The 16,676-nt window shown below is 53.6% G+C and carries 17 protein-coding genes; 14 read left to right on the top strand and 3 right to left on the bottom strand.

Annotated elements, in window-relative coordinates; translation table 11 throughout:
- Nucleotides 1-528: 528 nt before the first annotated feature.
- The 11 genes from V3W27_RS00730 to V3W27_RS00680 all read left to right on the top strand — a co-directional run bounded on the left by V3W27_RS00730 (nucleotide 529) and on the right by V3W27_RS00680 (nucleotide 11,395).
- A complete protein-coding gene (locus tag V3W27_RS00730; protein WP_011953077.1) occupies nucleotides 529-1,167 on the top strand; it encodes a TnsA endonuclease N-terminal domain-containing protein in 639 nt (212 codons plus the stop codon).
- Complete coding sequence (locus V3W27_RS00725) at nucleotides 1,148-3,106, top strand: DDE-type integrase/transposase/recombinase (protein WP_016497347.1); 1,959 nt, start codon at nucleotides 1,148-1,150, stop codon at nucleotides 3,104-3,106. Before V3W27_RS00730 ends, V3W27_RS00725 begins: the two co-directional genes overlap by 20 nt.
- The gene (locus V3W27_RS00720; RefSeq protein WP_010951429.1) at nucleotides 3,103-4,062 is read left to right on the top strand and encodes a TniB family NTP-binding protein; all 960 of its coding nucleotides are present in this window, start codon (nucleotides 3,103-3,105) and stop codon (nucleotides 4,060-4,062) included. The genes V3W27_RS00725 and V3W27_RS00720 overlap by 4 nt, the downstream gene beginning before the upstream one ends.
- Before the next feature lie 75 nt (nucleotides 4,063-4,137).
- Nucleotides 4,138-6,054 carry a TniQ family protein gene (locus V3W27_RS00715; RefSeq protein WP_010951430.1) on the top strand — a complete coding sequence of 639 codons (1,917 nt, stop codon included), beginning with the start codon at nucleotides 4,138-4,140 and terminating at the stop codon, nucleotides 6,052-6,054.
- Nucleotides 6,055-6,110: 56 nt separating this feature from the next.
- On the top strand, nucleotides 6,111-6,470 hold the full coding sequence (locus V3W27_RS00710) for a histone-like nucleoid-structuring protein, MvaT/MvaU family (protein ID WP_010951431.1): 360 nt from the start codon (nucleotides 6,111-6,113) through the stop codon (nucleotides 6,468-6,470).
- Nucleotides 6,471-7,115: 645 nt separating this feature from the next.
- On the top strand, nucleotides 7,116-7,958 hold the full coding sequence (locus tag V3W27_RS00705; protein ID WP_330205729.1) for a TIGR04255 family protein: 843 nt from the start codon (nucleotides 7,116-7,118) through the stop codon (nucleotides 7,956-7,958).
- A complete protein-coding gene (locus V3W27_RS00700; RefSeq protein ID WP_126404318.1) occupies nucleotides 7,955-8,638 on the top strand; it encodes a transcriptional regulator in 684 nt (227 codons plus the stop codon). Before V3W27_RS00705 ends, V3W27_RS00700 begins: the two co-directional genes overlap by 4 nt.
- Nucleotides 8,639-8,640: 2 nt before the next feature.
- Nucleotides 8,641-9,510 (top strand): hypothetical protein, encoded by an 870-nt coding sequence (locus V3W27_RS00695; RefSeq protein WP_016497350.1) that lies wholly within the window; start codon nucleotides 8,641-8,643, stop codon nucleotides 9,508-9,510.
- A 310-nt stretch (nucleotides 9,511-9,820) separates the two neighbouring features.
- The gene (locus V3W27_RS00690; protein ID WP_010951435.1) at nucleotides 9,821-10,744 is read left to right on the top strand and encodes a hypothetical protein; all 924 of its coding nucleotides are present in this window, start codon (nucleotides 9,821-9,823) and stop codon (nucleotides 10,742-10,744) included.
- A 220-nt stretch (nucleotides 10,745-10,964) separates the two neighbouring features.
- Nucleotides 10,965-11,174: a hypothetical protein gene (locus V3W27_RS00685; RefSeq protein WP_003298409.1), complete on the top strand. Its 210-nt coding sequence runs from the start codon at nucleotides 10,965-10,967 to the stop codon at nucleotides 11,172-11,174.
- A gap of 14 nt (nucleotides 11,175-11,188) precedes the next feature.
- Complete coding sequence (locus tag V3W27_RS00680) at nucleotides 11,189-11,395, top strand: hypothetical protein (RefSeq protein ID WP_003298411.1); 207 nt, start codon at nucleotides 11,189-11,191, stop codon at nucleotides 11,393-11,395.
- 143 nt (nucleotides 11,396-11,538) lie between these two features.
- Here the strand turns inward: V3W27_RS00680 and V3W27_RS00675 are convergent, their stop codons facing one another.
- Nucleotides 11,539-11,667, bottom strand: coding sequence for a hypothetical protein (locus tag V3W27_RS00675; protein WP_003253468.1), 129 nt, complete (start codon nucleotides 11,665-11,667; stop codon nucleotides 11,539-11,541).
- Between the two features lie 122 nt (nucleotides 11,668-11,789).
- Complete coding sequence (locus tag V3W27_RS00670) at nucleotides 11,790-13,487, bottom strand: phosphoethanolamine transferase (protein WP_003298414.1); 1,698 nt, start codon at nucleotides 13,485-13,487, stop codon at nucleotides 11,790-11,792.
- Between the two features lie 490 nt (nucleotides 13,488-13,977).
- On the opposite strand from V3W27_RS00670, the gene V3W27_RS00665 reads away from it, so the two are divergent.
- The 3 genes from V3W27_RS00665 (at nucleotide 13,978) to V3W27_RS00655 (ending at nucleotide 15,784) form a co-directional block, all read left to right on the top strand.
- A complete protein-coding gene (locus tag V3W27_RS00665; RefSeq protein ID WP_079732563.1) occupies nucleotides 13,978-14,316 on the top strand; it encodes a zinc ribbon domain-containing protein in 339 nt (112 codons plus the stop codon).
- A 54-nt stretch (nucleotides 14,317-14,370) separates the two neighbouring features.
- Nucleotides 14,371-15,276 (top strand): cation diffusion facilitator family transporter, encoded by a 906-nt coding sequence (locus tag V3W27_RS00660; RefSeq protein WP_010951438.1) that lies wholly within the window; start codon nucleotides 14,371-14,373, stop codon nucleotides 15,274-15,276.
- Between the two features lie 157 nt (nucleotides 15,277-15,433).
- Nucleotides 15,434-15,784, top strand: a complete 351-nt coding sequence (locus V3W27_RS00655; RefSeq protein WP_011953105.1) for a DUF3147 family protein — start codon at nucleotides 15,434-15,436, stop codon at nucleotides 15,782-15,784.
- A 32-nt stretch (nucleotides 15,785-15,816) separates the two neighbouring features.
- Here V3W27_RS00655 and V3W27_RS00650 read toward each other — a convergent pair whose 3' ends face one another.
- Nucleotides 15,817-16,143 (bottom strand): DUF2790 domain-containing protein, encoded by a 327-nt coding sequence (locus V3W27_RS00650; RefSeq protein WP_010951440.1) that lies wholly within the window; start codon nucleotides 16,141-16,143, stop codon nucleotides 15,817-15,819.
- Between the last annotated feature and the right edge of the window lie 533 nt (nucleotides 16,144-16,676).

The following is a 16,676-nucleotide window of genomic DNA, read 5'->3' as shown; positions in this document are numbered from 1 at the left end:
ATTAATTTGAACAATTTAGTATGGAAATGGAATTTGGTGGAAGTTGCCATTTTGGATTTTTTGTAGATTTCGAAGGGATGTTGGAATAAGATCTATGACCAACTTTTCCGCTTTGCACTGAAGATTTTCAGCCAAATCAGCTGTTTGAAGCGAGAGCTTCAGACCTGATCCAAATTGCTCCAGCGATCACGAAGTGGCCGTTTAGAAATAAAGAGAGCAAGCCGATTGCTTTAGATTCTGATCAGTCATGAGAGTCATGACCAATGAGAGAAAAGGAGACCTGAAAATGTAGAAAAACGCGATCAATCCCGAGAGGACTGACCGCGCTTAGCGAAGCAGACTTGCGTCCTCAGAACCCGCAATGTCTGCTTTTTCGAAGCGACTGTCAATCCTCTCCCATTTTTTCGACCTTAGCGAGGTTACTCGACGGCACAGTGTTGCCTGTCGAAAGGCCTCACTTCGCCCGCCCTGCGCCTTGATTTTTTGGCGCAGCGTCGGCGCTCGTTTCGAGATTTTCGGAGGTGTTTCATGACAGTACGAAAGGTGGTCACGCGGCGGTCCAACCATTACCGCGGCTACTTCCCATCGCTCAAAAATAAAAAGCCTGTGCCCTGGGAGTCCCAGCTCGAAGGCGCTCTTTTTCGGCTTCTTGAGCTGTCTCCTGCGGTCATCGGCTACGTCCCGCAGCCCAGTGAGGAACGTGTTCCATCGCTCCAGGGCTACTTCAAATATTACCCAGACGTACAGGTTTTCCTCGCGGATGGGCGCGAGTGGTGGTTTGAAGTGAAGCCTCACGACCGACTGAAGATTGCCAGCGTCAGGCAGCGACTGGATGCCGCTGAGCGCTACTTCAACGCCACTGCCCGTAACTTTTCGGTGATCACTGAAAAGTTAATTGAAGCTGAACCCCTGGCTACCAATCTTAGAAGGCTGATGTATCACCGGCGCGGTCCAGAGCTTTCGCATCAGGCGTTGGAGGAGGTAATGGCGACCTTCAACGAATGGCCGCCTATGACCGTTGCAGATCTGCTCTACGTGGTTGGTGAGGGGAAAGCCTGGCGCTTGTTAGGCCTTGGGGTGGTGGGCATTGACCTTGATAGGTCAATTGACACTGACTCCCCGGTCTTCCTGCAAGGGGGGCACCGTCATGCAAACCTTTTCCCTTAGGGTGAAATTGGTCGTCATCGTTCGTGGCGTACTGATGGTGCTTGAGAAGAGGCTTATTGACCGGAAGCTGCTCTTTTTCGATGAGCTTGGTGAGCCCACGAAGCTATCCGAGAAGGAGTTCTATGAGGCCTACGAGAAGCGCGAGATCGAGATCTCCGCTGATCAGCCATACCTTGGGAAGGTTCCGTATGTGCGGAACGTCCCTCCAGATATTTCATGCTTCCCCAAAAAACATGGAGATGAGGCATTGCGTCGACGCAAGTATCTGGACGACCTAACTAAGCGCGGTAAATACAAGCTACCGGGTGACGAAGACATGATCAAGAAACTTAGAGATATCGCCAAAAAGATTGGGGATGCGTGCGCACCCTCGGTTTCCACTATTCGACGTTGGGCAGCCAAATACATTGGCCAGAACGTAGTAAAGCTTATCCCTCAGCATGCCAAAAAGGGTCGGGCTGCCGCGATACAGGGAGAGCTCGAAGTTATTCTTGAAGGGGTGATTAATAAAACCTACCTGCAGGATACGATTCCAGCGGTCAGCGTGGTCGTTTCAGAATTCGAAGATCAGATAAAAGAGAGGAACAAAAGTCGTTTGCCTTCGGATCAGCTCAAGATCCCAAGCGGAATGACTGTCCGAAGGTACATCGCCAAGCTGGATCCGTACCTTGTGGATAAGGAGAGGCTCGGAAAACACGCAGCAGACAAGAAGCACCGTGTTGCGGCGGGTGTCCTACGTGTCCATGAGATTTTGGAACGTTGGGAAATTGATCACACCTTGTTGGACGTCCAGCTTGTGGATGAAACCTCGGGGCTGTGCATTGGGCGCCCCTATCTGACGATCGTCCTCGACCGCTTCTCTCGAATGGTGATGGGATATTTGCTCCACCTGTCGGCGCCAAATACGGAAACCGTGCTTCGTGTGATCGAACGCTCAATCCGTCCAAAAGCCGAATTGCTGAAGCGCTTTCCGAAAGTGAGAAATGAATGGTGGGCACGTGGGCTGCCGGCTCGAATAGTCCCAGACAACGCAGCGGAATTTCACGCGGGCGATCTCATCATGGGATTCAACGAGTTGGGTATCGAGATCATGTATCCCGCTTCAAGGGCCCCTCAAAGGAAAGGTGCCGTCGAACGCTTTTTCAGCACACAGAACCTGGGGCTTATCCACAACCTCCCGGGTACCACCTTCTCGAATATCCAGCAGCGTGGCGATTACGACTCGGAGAAGAATGCATGTTTCACGCTCCCTCAATTGGAGGCGGTGGTAGTGAAATGGATCGTCGATGGTTACCACCAGACTCCTCATCGGGGGCTGGACAACAGAACACCGGCTCAAGTCTGGGGGACTAGCGAGGCGAACCATGTCATCAGCCTTCCCGTCGACCTGGACTCGTTGGAGTGCATTCTGGCCAAGCGGGCCTCGGTGAAGGTTCACCATTACGGCATCGAGGTTGCCAAAGTGGGCTACCACTCTACGGAACTTGCTGAGCTCCGTATGCGTTTGGCAGACGGAGAAAAGGTAAACGTCCGCTATCGAGACGAAGCCGGGCACGTTTGGGTTCACGACCGCTTCAGAAACTTGTTCTTCAAAGTGCCCGCCAAAGATGAGCGAATGGCCGGTAAGAGCAGGGAGGTGTGGAAGGCTGCCGAGAAAGCGCTGCGAGAAAAATATAATGAGCAGCCTAGCTTCGAGGCTACGCACAGGTGCTACCAGGAAATTATGGAAGATGCAGACGAGGCCCGCCGTTCGCAGACGCTCAGAAAACGACGCGCAGCTGCCATAGCGAAAATCGACAAGGAGGGTCGAGTGACCGAAAGCACGCCTCCACCCAAGGTACTCGCTGAAGTGGAATGGACCGGTGACTCTATTCCTAACATTCCGCCAGCAGCCTTCAAGGTCTCGGTTCGTCGCCCTGCTGGGAGTTCTAAGCCATGAACGCCATCAATCTGTACGAATGCTACGAGCATGGTGAATACAGCTTTACGCTCCGCGATCGTTTTATTCACAGCCCTCAAGTCGAGCGAGCGTTGACGCGACTAGGCGATATCCACGGCGATAGTCGGCGTACCAGAGCAAGTAAAGGGTTGCTGATCCAAGGTCCAAGCGGAGTGGGCAAGAGCACATTGGTCAAGGAGTACATTCGGTCATTGGAGGAATTGGAGAGCCATGACCCACAGAAGCGGACAGTTCTGTTCGTCGAGATGCCTTCGTCTCCAACCAAAAAGAACCTGGCAGCAGCCATTTTGGCAGAGCTGAAGGATCCCTTCGCAGAGGCACGAGGACATTCGGCAGAGGTTAAATTTGCGCGAGTAGTCCTGCTGCTGAAGAACCTTGGCGTGGAGATGTTGGTCCTCGATGAGGCGCAGCACCTGGTCGATTATCGTCGTAATGGTGCGTATGAGGCAGCAGACTGGATCAAGAGTCTGATGAATGAAACCAGTATCGCGTTTGTTCTGATTGGGCTGAAGCGCACCGAAAATCTCCTGCTAGCAAACGAGCAACTGCGACGCAGGTTTTCGGCCACGGTGGCATACGATCGCTTCACCTTCTCCGCTAATACGTCTCTTCATTTCGTGATGTTGTTGCAGGCAATCGAGGGCGAACTGCCTGTTCAAACCATCAGTTTTGTAGAGCCAGCGATGATTAAACGCTTCTACCTGGCTTCCTATGGATTGATCGACTACCTCATCAAGATTGTGGACAGGGCTGTTTGGCTGGTTCAAGTCCAGGACCTTGTCGGGATTGAACTTCCTGTGCTGGCCCAGGCTTTTGAAGACGAGGTTTGGAGCTACGCCACCGAGGATCGAAACCCCTTCAGTGCGAGCTTCAATTTCCAGCCTCTGTTCGGGAAGCGGGAGCCGTTTGAGACGTTCGAAGAGAGCAGTACCTGACGGCCAAGGGCCGGGCTTATCGGCCCGGCTCTACTCCCCTGATTTTTATGTCTTCGATTTCATGGATGTGTAGGAATGTTTGGTCTTTTAATCAACCCACGACCACACCAAGACGAAAGTCTTTTGGGGTACCTGCAGCGCCTGGCGAAAGCCAACGGATTACCCAGAAAGGAACTGCTCACCGCCTTTGCACGAGCCGACGAGACCGATGTTGCGGACTGGCTGCAGATGATGGAAGGACCACTGAGCTGGCCTGCGGTATCTGCTGAGTTTCGTGATCCAAGGCCCAAGGGGGTCAAGTTATGGACGACTCATCACGCTCGTTACTGTCCGATCTGTTTGGGCGAAGCCGGTTATTGGAGAGAAAGCTGGGGCTTGACCCTGGTTACGACGTGTTCTGTCCACGGCACTGAACTCCACGGGCGGTGCCCCAACTGTCTGAAGGAAACCGATCCAAGCGCAATGAGTGCGAATAGTTGCCAAGCGTGTGGCACCTCATTGAGTGGGACCAATTTTGAGATCGCGCCGGCGAGTGATACGGCCGCCTGGCTCACCTCTGGCTTTGAAGATAGGTTTTACGCCGACTCGTTGCCAGCTGACGCGGGATTGGCGGCCCTCACCTACGAACAGTTTCACGAGTTGTCATCGCGTCTCGCTGTCAGAAGTTTGCCTACGGAAAGAACCCAGCCGCTGAAGGTTGCTGATTCGGGTTCGCTAGAGATATCGCGGCTTATGGCAAACGCGGCGGGCGTGGTTCTCATGAACTGGCCTCTCGCATTCAGAGAACTGCTGAGTGGCCTCAAGGCAGTCCATTCCGATAACGAACATTGGACGCTCAGCAGATCGTTCGGCCCGATATACCACGACATCCACCGTGATCTGGATGACTCTTGTTTTGACTTTCTTCGTCGAGAGTTCGAATCATTTCTGCAGCATGCGTGGGAAGCACCGTTAGCGAAGCGAAATCGCAATTTGAGTGAGGAGACGATTGAGAGACATCGTTGGGTGTCGTTCGATTCTGCTGCTGAAGCTTGTGGTCTCGGGGTATCAGTCATAAAACGCCTTCATCAGGAGGGACAAATCGCCTATCGGGAGAAGGTCCATGAAGATCGAGTCTTTACGGTCGTGGACCTGGATCATTTGAAGGCAATCTCGCAGCATCTCCAGGGCGTGGCTGATATGAAAGAAACCTCGACTTTGCTAAGCCTCTGTCGCAATCGGGTTAGGCAGCTGCTAGCTGGTGGTACCCTCCAGTTCTTTGGTGGAGAACCGCGCCCAGGCGAAAGGTGGCTGATTGACTGCCGCTCGATCAACGAATTGATTGATGAGAAGCTGCCTACCAGCTCTGACCAGAGCCTGGTGTCGATCAACTACTTGGCCAAGCATTCTCTGCCCAAGGGGGGTGGGTTGGTCGAGTTGGTTCAGGCAATACGTGCAGGTGAACTTCGCGCTTACGGCCCAGCTGAGAATGGCTCGGTTGCGGTAGGGGCGTGGTTACTCAAGCCGCAAGATTTTGCAGCGTGGCAACAAGCCCGAGCTGAGAACAAGAGTCCGGTCTTTCCCGGCCTGTCGGTAGTCAAGGCTGCTGCGCTGTTAGGCGTCAAAGAACAATGCGCATACGCGTTCGTTCGACTGGGTCTGCTATGGAGCACTGCTGTCGAACGAGGCCGGCGTACGCAATTGATGGTTAAGCCTCAAGCCATCGACAGATTCAGGCGTGGCTATATCTTGGGACCGGAGATTGCGGTGTATTTGGGGAAGTCGACCAGGGAGGCGTTCAAGCACCTTTGGGAGGCCAGGTTTCGCCCCGTTGCGGGGCCATCCATTCCAAACGCGGCTTGCCGGCAGTACGTTTGGGTAAGAAGCAAAAAGCTGATCGATTACCTCGCAAGTGAAGCCGCCCAGATCGACGATCCTGAAGCCATCACGTTTTTATCCACACCGATCGCTCAGCCTCGTGATTGCCGATTCAGGCATGTGGGATCAAGATAGTTAGCACGCTTTCTTTCTTGATTGCTAAAATCATCGAACCCATTTTGGAGAATCTTATGTCCCGTCTCGCTGAATTCCGCCTGCTCGAACAACAGCTCGCAGCCCAACTGGCGGAGCTGGAAGCGCTGAAAAATGACTCTGCCCTGAAGCAGGAAATGGAATTTGAAACGAAGCTGCGCAGTTTGCTCAACGAGTATGGCTACGGCCTGCGCCAAGTGGTGCTGATCCTCGATCCGCAAGCGGTGGCTTCCACTGATATGGCCCCAAAAACCTCTCGGAAACCACGCGAAGTAAAGGTCTACAAGAATCCACACAGCGGAGAGGTTGTTGAGACCAAGGGTGGTAATCAGCGTACGCTTAAGGCCTGGAAAAACGAGTATGGCGCTGAGGTAGTCGAGTCTTGGCTCGCCAATTGATTGCACTGCAGGCGGCTTCTGGCACGAGATGAATCGTGGTGCGCCCCGAATGCAAATTCCCATTCTGGGGCGTGACGAAATTTTCTGCGGGTGGTGGTGACACACAGTTTATGCGCATTAAATAGAGGTCCACTTCAAAAAATGGACTCTCCAAAATGCGGAATGCTCTCGTCTCAATCTCAGTGAACACCATCGCAAGCCTCCTGACTGCGCTTGTGCTTCACTGGATCACCCGTCCTCTTTCCGACCTCTCCATTCAGCCAATCACGGCCTCAAACTCTGGATCCAAGAGCTCTTCGTGCTCTTCGTAGATGAGAAATCTGGACCAGACAGCACGTTTCTGAACCACCCCATCAGAGCAAGCGTTCCCCTGGATTGAGCTATCTGGTGACGATTCGTTGAGTTTCTTCTCACTGCTAGGAAGAGCTCTGATTAAAAATTCGTGCTTCCTCAGAGGCTTAGCGATGGTGTCTGTAGAGGCTTTTCTGGAATGACGAGTAAGCTCCTGATGGAGGCGTTTTCTGCACTCCATCCCTCACGGGGACCGCTTGTCAAATCGAAAGGCCCTGCTATACAGTTCTTGTCAAAGGATTTGTCAAATGATGTAGAATCCGGTCCCTCGTTGGGCGCGGTGGAGGAGTTAACATGTCAGAACGCGAAGGGGTCTTAGCAAGGGCGCCGCTTATCTATGCGTTGAGCGTAATCAGATTTGCCCCGATTCTTAAGCTGCCAAAGCTGATCCCAGACATTCAGCACACGATCCGTCAGACCCTCCCGGGCTTCTTCCAGATGGTCAAGGGCGTGCCGCCTGGAGTGATGCACAGCGGAGAACCGAATTCTTGGGCGTTCCTTAATCGGGATGCTGACTACGCGTGCGTGCTGGCCATGGATCACATGATCCTGCAAAGCACAAATTATCTTCATTTTGATAACCACTTAGCGCTTTTCCGTGAGTGCATTGAGGCGCTGGTAGGGCAAGCAGGTGCATTGGATATCACCGCTATCGGGATGCGGTACGTCGATAAAATTGAACCAGCTGAAGGTGAGACCCTAGCCGACTACCTTCCGGAAGCCATGCTCCCACTTAAATGCGATGAGCTAGCGGCGCATGGGAAAGTCCCCAAGGAGCAGCTTGGAATCTCTACTACCACCTACCATCTAGATCCGGAGTATCTGCACATCAGATGCTGGCGGCAGACTGGTATGTGGATACCGGAAGATTTGGTCGAGCCGGCCATGGTTTTCGAAATTGCTAAGCAATCGAGGAATTCATCCAAGCATGGTGCTCCTCTGCAAGGTGCATTTGTGCCTGTTAGCGAAAATGGTGCTCTTCTCGATACGGATGCGCATTGGCCGCTGCAGTTAGCCGAACGACTGGGAACCGAGGAGATCTGCACGAGACTCGACGGTTTGCATAAGACTGCTAACTTTGCTTTTAGGACAGTCGCGAAAGATCATGCCTTTGAGGTTTGGGGGAAGGCGAAATGACTACAGCAATGAATGGGCAATGGATTGATCCTACCGGGGCTGCTGTAAGCAGATCTTCTACTTGGGAAAACCCTGAAATTGCTCCGCGTGTAGGTAGCACGACAGCAAACCCTGTATTGGCGATTGCTTTCACAGCGATGCTGGCCGTTTCGGTAGTAGTCGCTCCTGGGACTGCCTCCCTGCCCTATCCACAACTTATCGGCTCAGCAGGCATGAGCTTTCATGGCGTGCATGCTGGTGCCTGGACCGAGGTGGACACCAGCCAGGATGCCAATGTTACCGAAGACGTAGCGCCGGCCTTAATCGAGGAGCTTAGGAGCGACTTCAAGTTGTCAGATAGCTCCATCGCGCAGATCTTCAACGTGTCTCGTCAGACCGTGTACAATTGGCGGACTGGAAAAACCGCCACTGGTTTTCCCGAGAGGCTTGCGGCTTTAACTGAGGCGTTGCGCCAAGTTAACGCCGAAGAAGCGCAGTATCTGCATCGGGTGCTTTTCTATCCAACCGCCGATGGCCGCCTGATTCAGGATGCGCTTTCGGATGAAGCGTGGAATCGAAATGGCGCTAAAGGTGTGTACGGAATGGTTGCGGAGTTGGCTGGCAAGGCGCAGCAGCTACGTGATAGGGACCTCAAAACCATCGCCAGGTTAGAAAAATCGGGCGGTTCGAATTTGGTTTGATTATGGCTGATACACCTGAGCAAGAGATCGTAAGTGCCATTAGCGCTGCTGGTTGGCTGCAAGGAGATACCGTCTCAGGTGACGCCTTGATTGAACACATATCCGAGGAGGTCCTGAAAGGCCAATTCGAGGGGGTGGCTCCAGCTTATTGGATGTTGGCCTCCCATTCCTGCACGGTGCATGCACGCAACCTTTGTGATGCGCCGTGGATAGAGTGGATTGCCGTTAAGGTAAAGAAAAAGGCCTTTGATAAGCAGCTGCACGCCCTCAATCCACGTACGCTGCACCTGCAGCACGCGGAAAAGCAGGTTTTGGAGCTCAAGATTCACAAGCGTGTGTGGACCAAGAGAGCCGTGCTTCCGACGCTCCACCGAAATCCGGTAATCACGCTGAGCGAAGAAAACGGTCAGTATTTCTCATACTGGATGTCCCACCATTACAACCGTATTGCGATGCCGGACGAGTTGGTCAACCGCCTGAAGGCAGACCAAGGTGACGACGGCATGAAGGGCATCGCCGTGCTTGTCGACGATTTCCTCCATCAGAACAACCAATTTTTCGCTAGTGCTTGGGTTTCCTTCAACCCCAAGGGCGAGATTCGCGACCCGGCTGAGCCCTACGAGGTGGTGTTCCGGTTTTTGACCAAACGAGAGCACGCCAGGCGCGCAAATGAGCTGCACGACCAGCTGAATGAATTGCTCGGGGTGGCCAGAAATCTCAACGATGGGCTGTACTTCGGTGGAGCAGACGTCACGGTGCTCCAAGACTTTACCATGCTCGATGCGGAAGACTTCGTGCGGTACAACCTTCACGACTGGCTCAGTGTTGGGGATACCGATGAAGATGAAGAAGGTGCCGATGATGCTGACTGAGCTGCTATCGGCCTCCCCTTTAGGATCTGGGTTTGACCTTAGCTGACCGGCTGCTCTACAAACCAATTGATTTTCTCCGGAGCCGGTGTCACTGTCGCTCCAAGAATAGCCCCCACGCCTCGGGCAGGTCCCAGACCTGTACTGCGCACCAGGGGGTTAGTTGTTTCTAGGGCCCGCCCAGGTCGATCAGGCATGCTTTGGGCGGGCCTCAAACCAGTGGGTGACCACCAAAAGGGTCAGTTAGGCCTACTGCTGCCTATCCTCGCTCGTTACCATCCAGAGACCCTCTATTGATACGGTTTCAGCAAAGATGGATGTCTATAAGGTCCGCATCGAAGACACAGAAAGCAAGATCATCGACAAGGAAGGTTTCGAGGCCGAGACCTTCCGCAGAGATCCATGGTACCAGCCTGGAAGTGCCGGCAAGCTAGCTCAGTTTGCTGTATGCCCGGCATGCGACAACCCTGTCCAGCTGGTTGGGCTGTATGAGCTACCGCCTAACGTGAAGAACCCATTCGGGAAACATGCTACTAAGAGCATTCGCGGCATCGCTCCATTTGATAGTGAGGCCCGTAACGATTGCCCGTACTTCCAGCCTCGCCAGCACAAGAAAACAGAACGAAAAACCAGGTTTGACGGCGTCCCACGGAAGATTCTCAAGCTATTGATCGAACAGTTCGATCGCGTGGTTTACATCCTGGAGAAAGAGACCCAACTGGTCCTTTCCGAGAACGCGTTGAGAGGCATGCTGCAGCGTTACAAGGGAGAGCGTGGCTACCTCTATACCGGCGCGACGCTTCGCAATGTGCCATGGATCTTTGCTTACATGTCGGACGCCACCCGCCTGTTTGGCCAGAAGGTCATTGGAAATGCTGAGCTGGTGAAAGCTATTGCCGCTGAGGTGCCAGGGGCGGAAATCAGCAGCACTGGTCGGCTGGAATCGAAGAAGGTGCCTGGTTCGAAGGCGGCATATTTTGATCTCAAAATGAGTTTCATCCGCCATCGAATCGTCAAAGACAGTGAAGCGTCCGGCTTGGTTGAAAGCATGGAGTTTGTAGTGTCACAGCCTCGCGGAGGTGAGCTTGAGCACATTCACAAGGAAGTCATCAAATTCGATTCGGCTTGGTTCGAATCCCTTATCCGGATGCCGGTTGATCATCCTTATCGCAGAATGGATAGAGTGAAGATGGCCCGGGAGGAACTGGGCGATCTGCTGGAGCTGACTCAGGCCTGAGGAGGCCTGTTGTAAACCACTTTTTTTCACTGTAACCACAGTGGTTTACAGTGAAAAAAAGTGGTTTACAACGTAGCTACGACACGCGCCCTGGCCACTCCCCAGGCCAGCGCGCTCCTCATTGATTCGTTCAGTCGGGCGTCGAACACCTATGCTGCTCGGGGCCTTGCCACGCCGCGGTGTCCTATAATTCATCTTCAGCTGAATGGAGCAAAATGTTGTGAAGCGCACATTCATTGGAATGGTCGAGGCTGGTGAGCCACTGATGAGGCAAGCGCTTGAAGCTATCCGACAGGCCCACGAAGCGGAGGCTGCTGGATTGCCAGACCTTGAGGTACAGCGTCTTCACCCATTGGCAGATTCGCTCTATCAGGCGGTCATTGATTTTCAGCTCCTCAAAGCAGGTAAACCACCGTCGACTATCCAGTGAGGACCTGCCGCTACATGACGAAAAAGATGCCAGCTCTTCTCCCCGACCACCCCATGTATACCGACGCAGTGGATGCGATGAAGCAATACCACGAGGCGCAGGCTTCTGGCTCATCTGCCGAAGAGGTTGAGCGCCTGCGTCAAATCGCAGAATCACAATTTCGGGCTGTCAGCGAGTATCAGCTCAACGCTCTGGGATATCAGTCTCGTCGTCCGCACTGAAGGGATAACCGATCCGGAGGTAGCTTCAGAATCCATCAAGCCAAGCGGAAGACTCACGACGCGGTCCGATTGATCAGCGAGACGGTCGGGAGGGTTTGCACACAGCCCCAAAAAAAAAGCAGCTCCCGAGAGCTGCTTTTTTCTTACTCCCCCTTTTTGTGCTTGTGGGGTTTCAGGTCCGGATGGTCCTTCTGCTTTTCAGGGGTGACTCGCTGCCTTTTGTCCGGAGTGCCATCTTCATTGGTGCGCTTTGGGCCTGGCTTGATGCTCATGCAAAACTTCCTTTTCCGCTTGGGTTGTTGAATGCAGCTATGTAATTAGTCCAGCTTCTCTCAGCTGTCAAAGCAGGCTGGTGCAGAACCGCCTGGCCGATGATCCGGTCCACATCGAACATTCAGAGGCCAGAATAAGAGCCTCCGACAAAGGGCTTACAAGGGGCAGTGAAATCCAGCGCTGAGCGATACGAAGACGTCTGGACGTTCATCATGCCGAGCACGGTGTGGAACAGGTTGTCGTGGCTCAGCGGTGACGTGGTTTGAGCTTTCAAACAACCCACGTTGACCTTTTCGCTCTTCGCGAGCGAGTCAGACATCCAAAGTACCAACGGCACCTTTGTTTGCTCGTCAGGAGCCATCGCGTAAGGCAGCCCGTGTAGATAGAGCCCACCCTCCCCCAGCGATTCGCCGTGGTCCGAAACGTACATCAGCGCAGTGTCGAACTTGGTGTTGGCCGCCAGGATATCGATGAGATTTGCAGTCACATAATCGGTGTAGAGGATTGAGTTGTCGTAGGCATTGACCACCTCCTCCTGCTTACATTTGTCGAGCTCGTTGGTCTCGCACACCGGTGCGAATTTCTTGAATTGCGAGGGGTAGCGCTTGTAGTAGGCCGGGCCGTGACTGCCTTTGTAGTGGAGCACCAGGACAGCATCGCCTTCCTGGCGCTTGATGAAGTCTTGCATCTCCGTGAGCAGCACCCCGTCCTTACACTCCTCGCTGGTGCACAGTTGGGAATCCGCGTGAGAGGCAGCCTTGTGGTTGGGAACCCTGTCGCAGACCCCTTTGCACCCCGAGTTGTTGTCAGTCCACATGACACTGATGCCAGCGCGTTGAAGCACGTCGAGCAGCCCTTCTCGGCTCTTGGCCAAGCCATCTTTGTACTGGGCCTTACCCACGTCCAGGAACATGCATGGCAGCGAGACCGCGGTAGCGGTACCGCAGGAGCTCACGTTCGTGAAGCTAATGACATTTCGCTTTTCTAGTTCCGGATTCGTTTCACGGGAGTAGCCGTTGAGGGAGAAGTTGGCGGAGCGAGCGGTCTCTCCTACTGCCAGTACCAGCAGCCTGGGTTTACGAGCCGCACCCTGTCGATTAACTACCGCATCAGTACCAATGGCCGTCAGCGTTTTAGGTGAGGCCAGCTGACGCTTCAGGTACCCATGGCCAGCCGCAAACAAGTTGGTAGGTACCAGAATCAGCCGGATCTCCCGATTGTTGCGCAGCAAGGAGGCATACGACTGGTACTGACTCAACGCGATGCCAGATAAGGTCAACAGAGCGAGCGACAGAGCAATGAACCTGCTGACCAAAGCTTTGGCCCAAGGCTTGCGCCGGAGGGGAACCCGGGCAATCAGGTAGACGGGCAACACCCCAACCATTGCGACCCAAAGACCGAGCTTCCAATTCAGCAGCTCGGTTGCCTCAGCGACGTCGGTCTCCACAACGTTGGTGAACATTGTGTAATCGATCACGATGCCGTAGGCATTCATGAAGTAACTCGCAAAAGACGCGCTGATCAGTACCAGGCACAGTATGGGTTTGGCCAGCCGCCCCCATGACAGCAAGCTCAGAACGGTAAACACCCATGCGAATACTATGACTGGGAGGCTAGCCGCTAGCTGCCAGTTCACTTCATCGGTTTTGAATACCAGCTTCCAGAGCACGTTCCAGAGCTCAGCGTTCGCGAATAGCAGTAACCAAAAAGTCACCAGGCCGATTAGCAAATTAGTACTGATGCCTTTCTGCCGCGCATTGCGAATAGCAAAGATCCATTTGCTTAACAGGGTGTGAACAATGGATTTGGAAGGTGTCATTATCAAACTCTGGAAGCTGCTTATCCATGGCGGTAGCTATGGAGTTAGCGGGAGCTACAAGGCAAACCGTCGACAGATGCTGAGCGATTGCGCAATGTGCGGAGCGTCAGAGGCCTTAGGCCCCTAGGCGTTGGGGACGCTTAGTATGTGTGAGGCATAGGGATAAAAAGAGAAATGAATCTCGCTGAGCGCATTATTTCCGGGACCTGATAACGACACGATGACCTCGGGATTACAATGCTGACAGAAATCCAATTACTGCTGTTTTGATTGTCATTGATCACGCTATGATCAAAATTAGGGGAATACTACCCACCAAAAGCAATGCTCCGCTCAGCTAGATAAATTTAATTTCACAAACAAAACGGTTTCGTTTTGTCGTAGGCTAATTTTGAACTTTCAATTCAACTTACAAGTCTTTCTCGCGAGCAGAACATAATTTTCAACTTTTGCTCGTTAATATGTCACCCATCAATGAGGGGCGAATACCATGAGCTTTTTCAAAAACATCCTGGGCGGGCACCATGGCCGTGGAAACCACGGTGGAGGCAAGCACCACAGCGGGGGACATGGGGCCGAGCAATATGATCGCCATGGCCGGCAGCAGGGCTGCGACGGCGGTAATCAGGTGTATGACGGCGGGCGCCCTCCCACTCCTGCCCCCATCAAAGATCTGCAGGGCTGCAGGCAGTGCCGGACGGCCAACGATCCGTCAGCACGCTTTTGTCTAAACTGCGGAACACCGCTATCGAGTGGTTGCACCGCCTGCGGCTCGCTGCTGAGTGCAGGAGCAAGATTTTGCAGTCAGTGTGGCCAAGCGACGCTCTAAGGCTAGGTAGACAGGAAGGCCAACGAGACCACAACCCTGCGCAAGGAGAAATACGTGGGTTCAAATCATGACCATGGCAGCGCTGCAGTACGCGAGGGGCATCAGAAGAAGCTAATCATGGCGCTCGGCTTGACTGGCAGCTTCATGATTGCAGAAGTGATCGGTGCGTGGATTACCGGCAGCCTGGCGCTGCTGTCGGACGCATCTCACATGTTCACAGATACTGCCGCCTTGGCGATCTCACTGATTGCACTTCAGATAGCCAAGCGGCCGGCGGATCAGAAAAGAACCTTCGGCTATGCGCGCCTGGAAATTCTGGCTTCGACGTTCAACGCCGTGCTGCTCTTCCTGGTGGCGATGTACATCTTGTATGAGGCCTACCAGCGCTTCTTCATGCCGGCGGAGATCGCTACCGGAGCGATGATGTGGATCGCAATCGCCGGCCTGATCATCAACCTAATTTCGATGCGCCTTCTGGCATCTGCGAGCAACGAAAGCCTCAACGTCAAAGGAGCCTACCTCGAAGTTTGGAGCGACATGCTCGGCTCGCTTGGCGTAATCATCGCGGCACTTATCATCCGCTTCACCGGCTGGACCTGGGTCGACACGATTGTCGCTGTGGCGATCGGCCTTTGGGTTCTGCCGCGGACGTGGCAGTTGCTTCGCGAAAGCCTGGGGATCCTCATGGAGGGTGTCCCGAGGGGGCTCGACGTTACGGCAATCGAGGCCACCATCCTCGGAGTAGATGGCGTGACGGACGTTCATGACTTGCACGTGTGGGCTGTCAGCAGTGGCAGTAACGTGATGACGTCGCACGTAGTGGTTCGGGATTCTGCAGATGGGGATGCTGTGTTGGCGGCCGTCGTGGATGCTGTCAGCGATGCATTCGAAATCCATCACTGCACCATCCAGATCGAGCGGGCAGCTTTCCACGAGAGCGTTCCCTCACCCTCGCACTGACCGATCGGTAAACACCATGCAAACACATCACCCTCCTGGCTGAGGGTGATGTTGCAAAAAAAATGCGGTGAGGGATGCCGTAAACGGCAGGAGCGCTTCAAGGGGGTTGGTGAATGGCTTCGCCTGCCCTCGTCAACAACCTCCAGAAGGCTCAGCGATGGCCTGGATCATCACGAAGTACCTACTCACTGCCGGTATAGTGATTCTCGTGTCAGAGCTGGCGAAACGCAGCGACAAGCTGGGCGGCTTGGTCGCCGCCCTACCCTTGGTCACGGTCGTGACGTTGGTCTGGCTCTATTTAGAGAACCAGAGCATGGAGAAGATCTCCAACCATGCTTGGTACACGTTCTGGTACGTGCTTCCGACCCTGCCGATGTTTATTGCTTTTCCATTGCTGCTACCTAAGCTCGGCTTTTGGCCGACACTGATCAGCAGCATCCTCATCACAATGGCCAGCTTCGGAGGCTTCGCCATACTGCTGCGCCGGTTCGGCATTGAGCTTCTATGATCCGGTGGCCGCAGGGATCATCTTGATGAGTCTTAACGGCTATTAACACACTCGCCCTTCACCAGGTAGCGAACCATGTGCAGTTCGCCTTTCGAGTCTTCGTAGGTCATCATGCTTCTTACATTACCGCAGTACCGCACATTGGGTGATACATACACCAACTTACCAACGTCCAGGTCCATGCCATAGGCGTAGTCTTCTAGTTGAGGCATGGGCTTTTTTACGCGTTGAGCATAATCCGCTGTAGCCTCTCTAGCAGTACGCTCGATGTGTTTATTGATCTCCATACCGCTTTGGGCATTGGCTGTTAGTGATGTAAAGAGCATAAACACGGCGATCGCTGATACAGTAGTGTTCATAAGAAGTCCCTTAATAAAAAAGCGCCCGTAGGGGGGCGCTAAAATTCACCTACCAAAGGAGCGTATGGTTTACAGGTGAATGCACTGGCGCGAACAACTGCTCGGTGCTCTTGCCAAGCTGCTTTGAAATGAGACAATTTCCAAAGCAGCGATGCCTCTTCCGCTGCCCTTAAACTAGCAAAGGAGGCTAACACCAAGATGATCGTGCAATTACAATTTGGACATGTAATAGATTGTAAGATAATTATTCGAGAGAATATCGAGCCGCCACGTGAACTAATTTGCAGAAAGGCGCTGCGGTTTGCGGCCGTGCATGGGGTCTGCCTGCGTGGCGCCCTCGATCCAAGGCCAGTACCAGTCCTTGCAAGCTAACGACCGAAATGCTGCCTGTCCTGGCCGATTCCACCTGCCAGGCGAATCTGTCATACACCGCCGCAGGCCCCAGAATCCGCTATGCTTAGGGGTGGAGCCTGCATGACTGTCAGAAATCTTGCGGCTACATTACAAATTTGTAGGATTTCGCCGCGGCCAGC

The sequence above is a fragment of the Pseudomonas sp. AM14(2022) genome (assembly GCF_036346455.1).
Lineage (GTDB): Bacteria > Pseudomonadota > Gammaproteobacteria > Pseudomonadales > Pseudomonadaceae > Aquipseudomonas > Aquipseudomonas putida_A.
The sequence above is the reverse complement of the archived record's forward strand: the minus strand, read 5'-3'. Positions and strand labels throughout refer to the sequence as shown.

Excerpts from the sequence above, each read along its gene's own strand:
- V3W27_RS00730 (WP_011953077.1), top strand. The coding sequence starts at position 529 with ATGACAGTACGAAAGGTGGTCACGCGGCGGTCCAACCATTACCGCGGC.
- V3W27_RS00725 (WP_016497347.1), top strand. The coding sequence starts at position 1,148 with ATGCAAACCTTTTCCCTTAGGGTGAAATTGGTCGTCATCGTTCGTGGC.
- V3W27_RS00720 (WP_010951429.1), top strand. The coding sequence starts at position 3,103 with ATGAACGCCATCAATCTGTACGAATGCTACGAGCATGGTGAATACAGC.
- V3W27_RS00715 (WP_010951430.1), top strand. The coding sequence starts at position 4,138 with ATGTTTGGTCTTTTAATCAACCCACGACCACACCAAGACGAAAGTCTT.
- V3W27_RS00710 (WP_010951431.1), top strand. The coding sequence starts at position 6,111 with ATGTCCCGTCTCGCTGAATTCCGCCTGCTCGAACAACAGCTCGCAGCC.
- V3W27_RS00705 (WP_330205729.1), top strand. The coding sequence starts at position 7,116 with ATGTCAGAACGCGAAGGGGTCTTAGCAAGGGCGCCGCTTATCTATGCG.
- V3W27_RS00700 (WP_126404318.1), top strand. The coding sequence starts at position 7,955 with ATGACTACAGCAATGAATGGGCAATGGATTGATCCTACCGGGGCTGCT.
- V3W27_RS00695 (WP_016497350.1), top strand. The coding sequence starts at position 8,641 with ATGGCTGATACACCTGAGCAAGAGATCGTAAGTGCCATTAGCGCTGCT.
- V3W27_RS00690 (WP_010951435.1), top strand. The coding sequence starts at position 9,821 with ATGGATGTCTATAAGGTCCGCATCGAAGACACAGAAAGCAAGATCATC.
- V3W27_RS00680 (WP_003298411.1), top strand. The coding sequence starts at position 11,189 with ATGACGAAAAAGATGCCAGCTCTTCTCCCCGACCACCCCATGTATACC.
- V3W27_RS00675 (WP_003253468.1), bottom strand. The coding sequence starts at position 11,667 with ATGAGCATCAAGCCAGGCCCAAAGCGCACCAATGAAGATGGCACTCCG.
- V3W27_RS00670 (WP_003298414.1), bottom strand. The coding sequence starts at position 13,487 with ATGACACCTTCCAAATCCATTGTTCACACCCTGTTAAGCAAATGGATC.
- V3W27_RS00665 (WP_079732563.1), top strand. The coding sequence starts at position 13,978 with ATGAGCTTTTTCAAAAACATCCTGGGCGGGCACCATGGCCGTGGAAAC.
- V3W27_RS00655 (WP_011953105.1), top strand. The coding sequence starts at position 15,434 with ATGGCCTGGATCATCACGAAGTACCTACTCACTGCCGGTATAGTGATT.
- V3W27_RS00650 (WP_010951440.1), bottom strand. The coding sequence starts at position 16,143 with ATGAACACTACTGTATCAGCGATCGCCGTGTTTATGCTCTTTACATCA.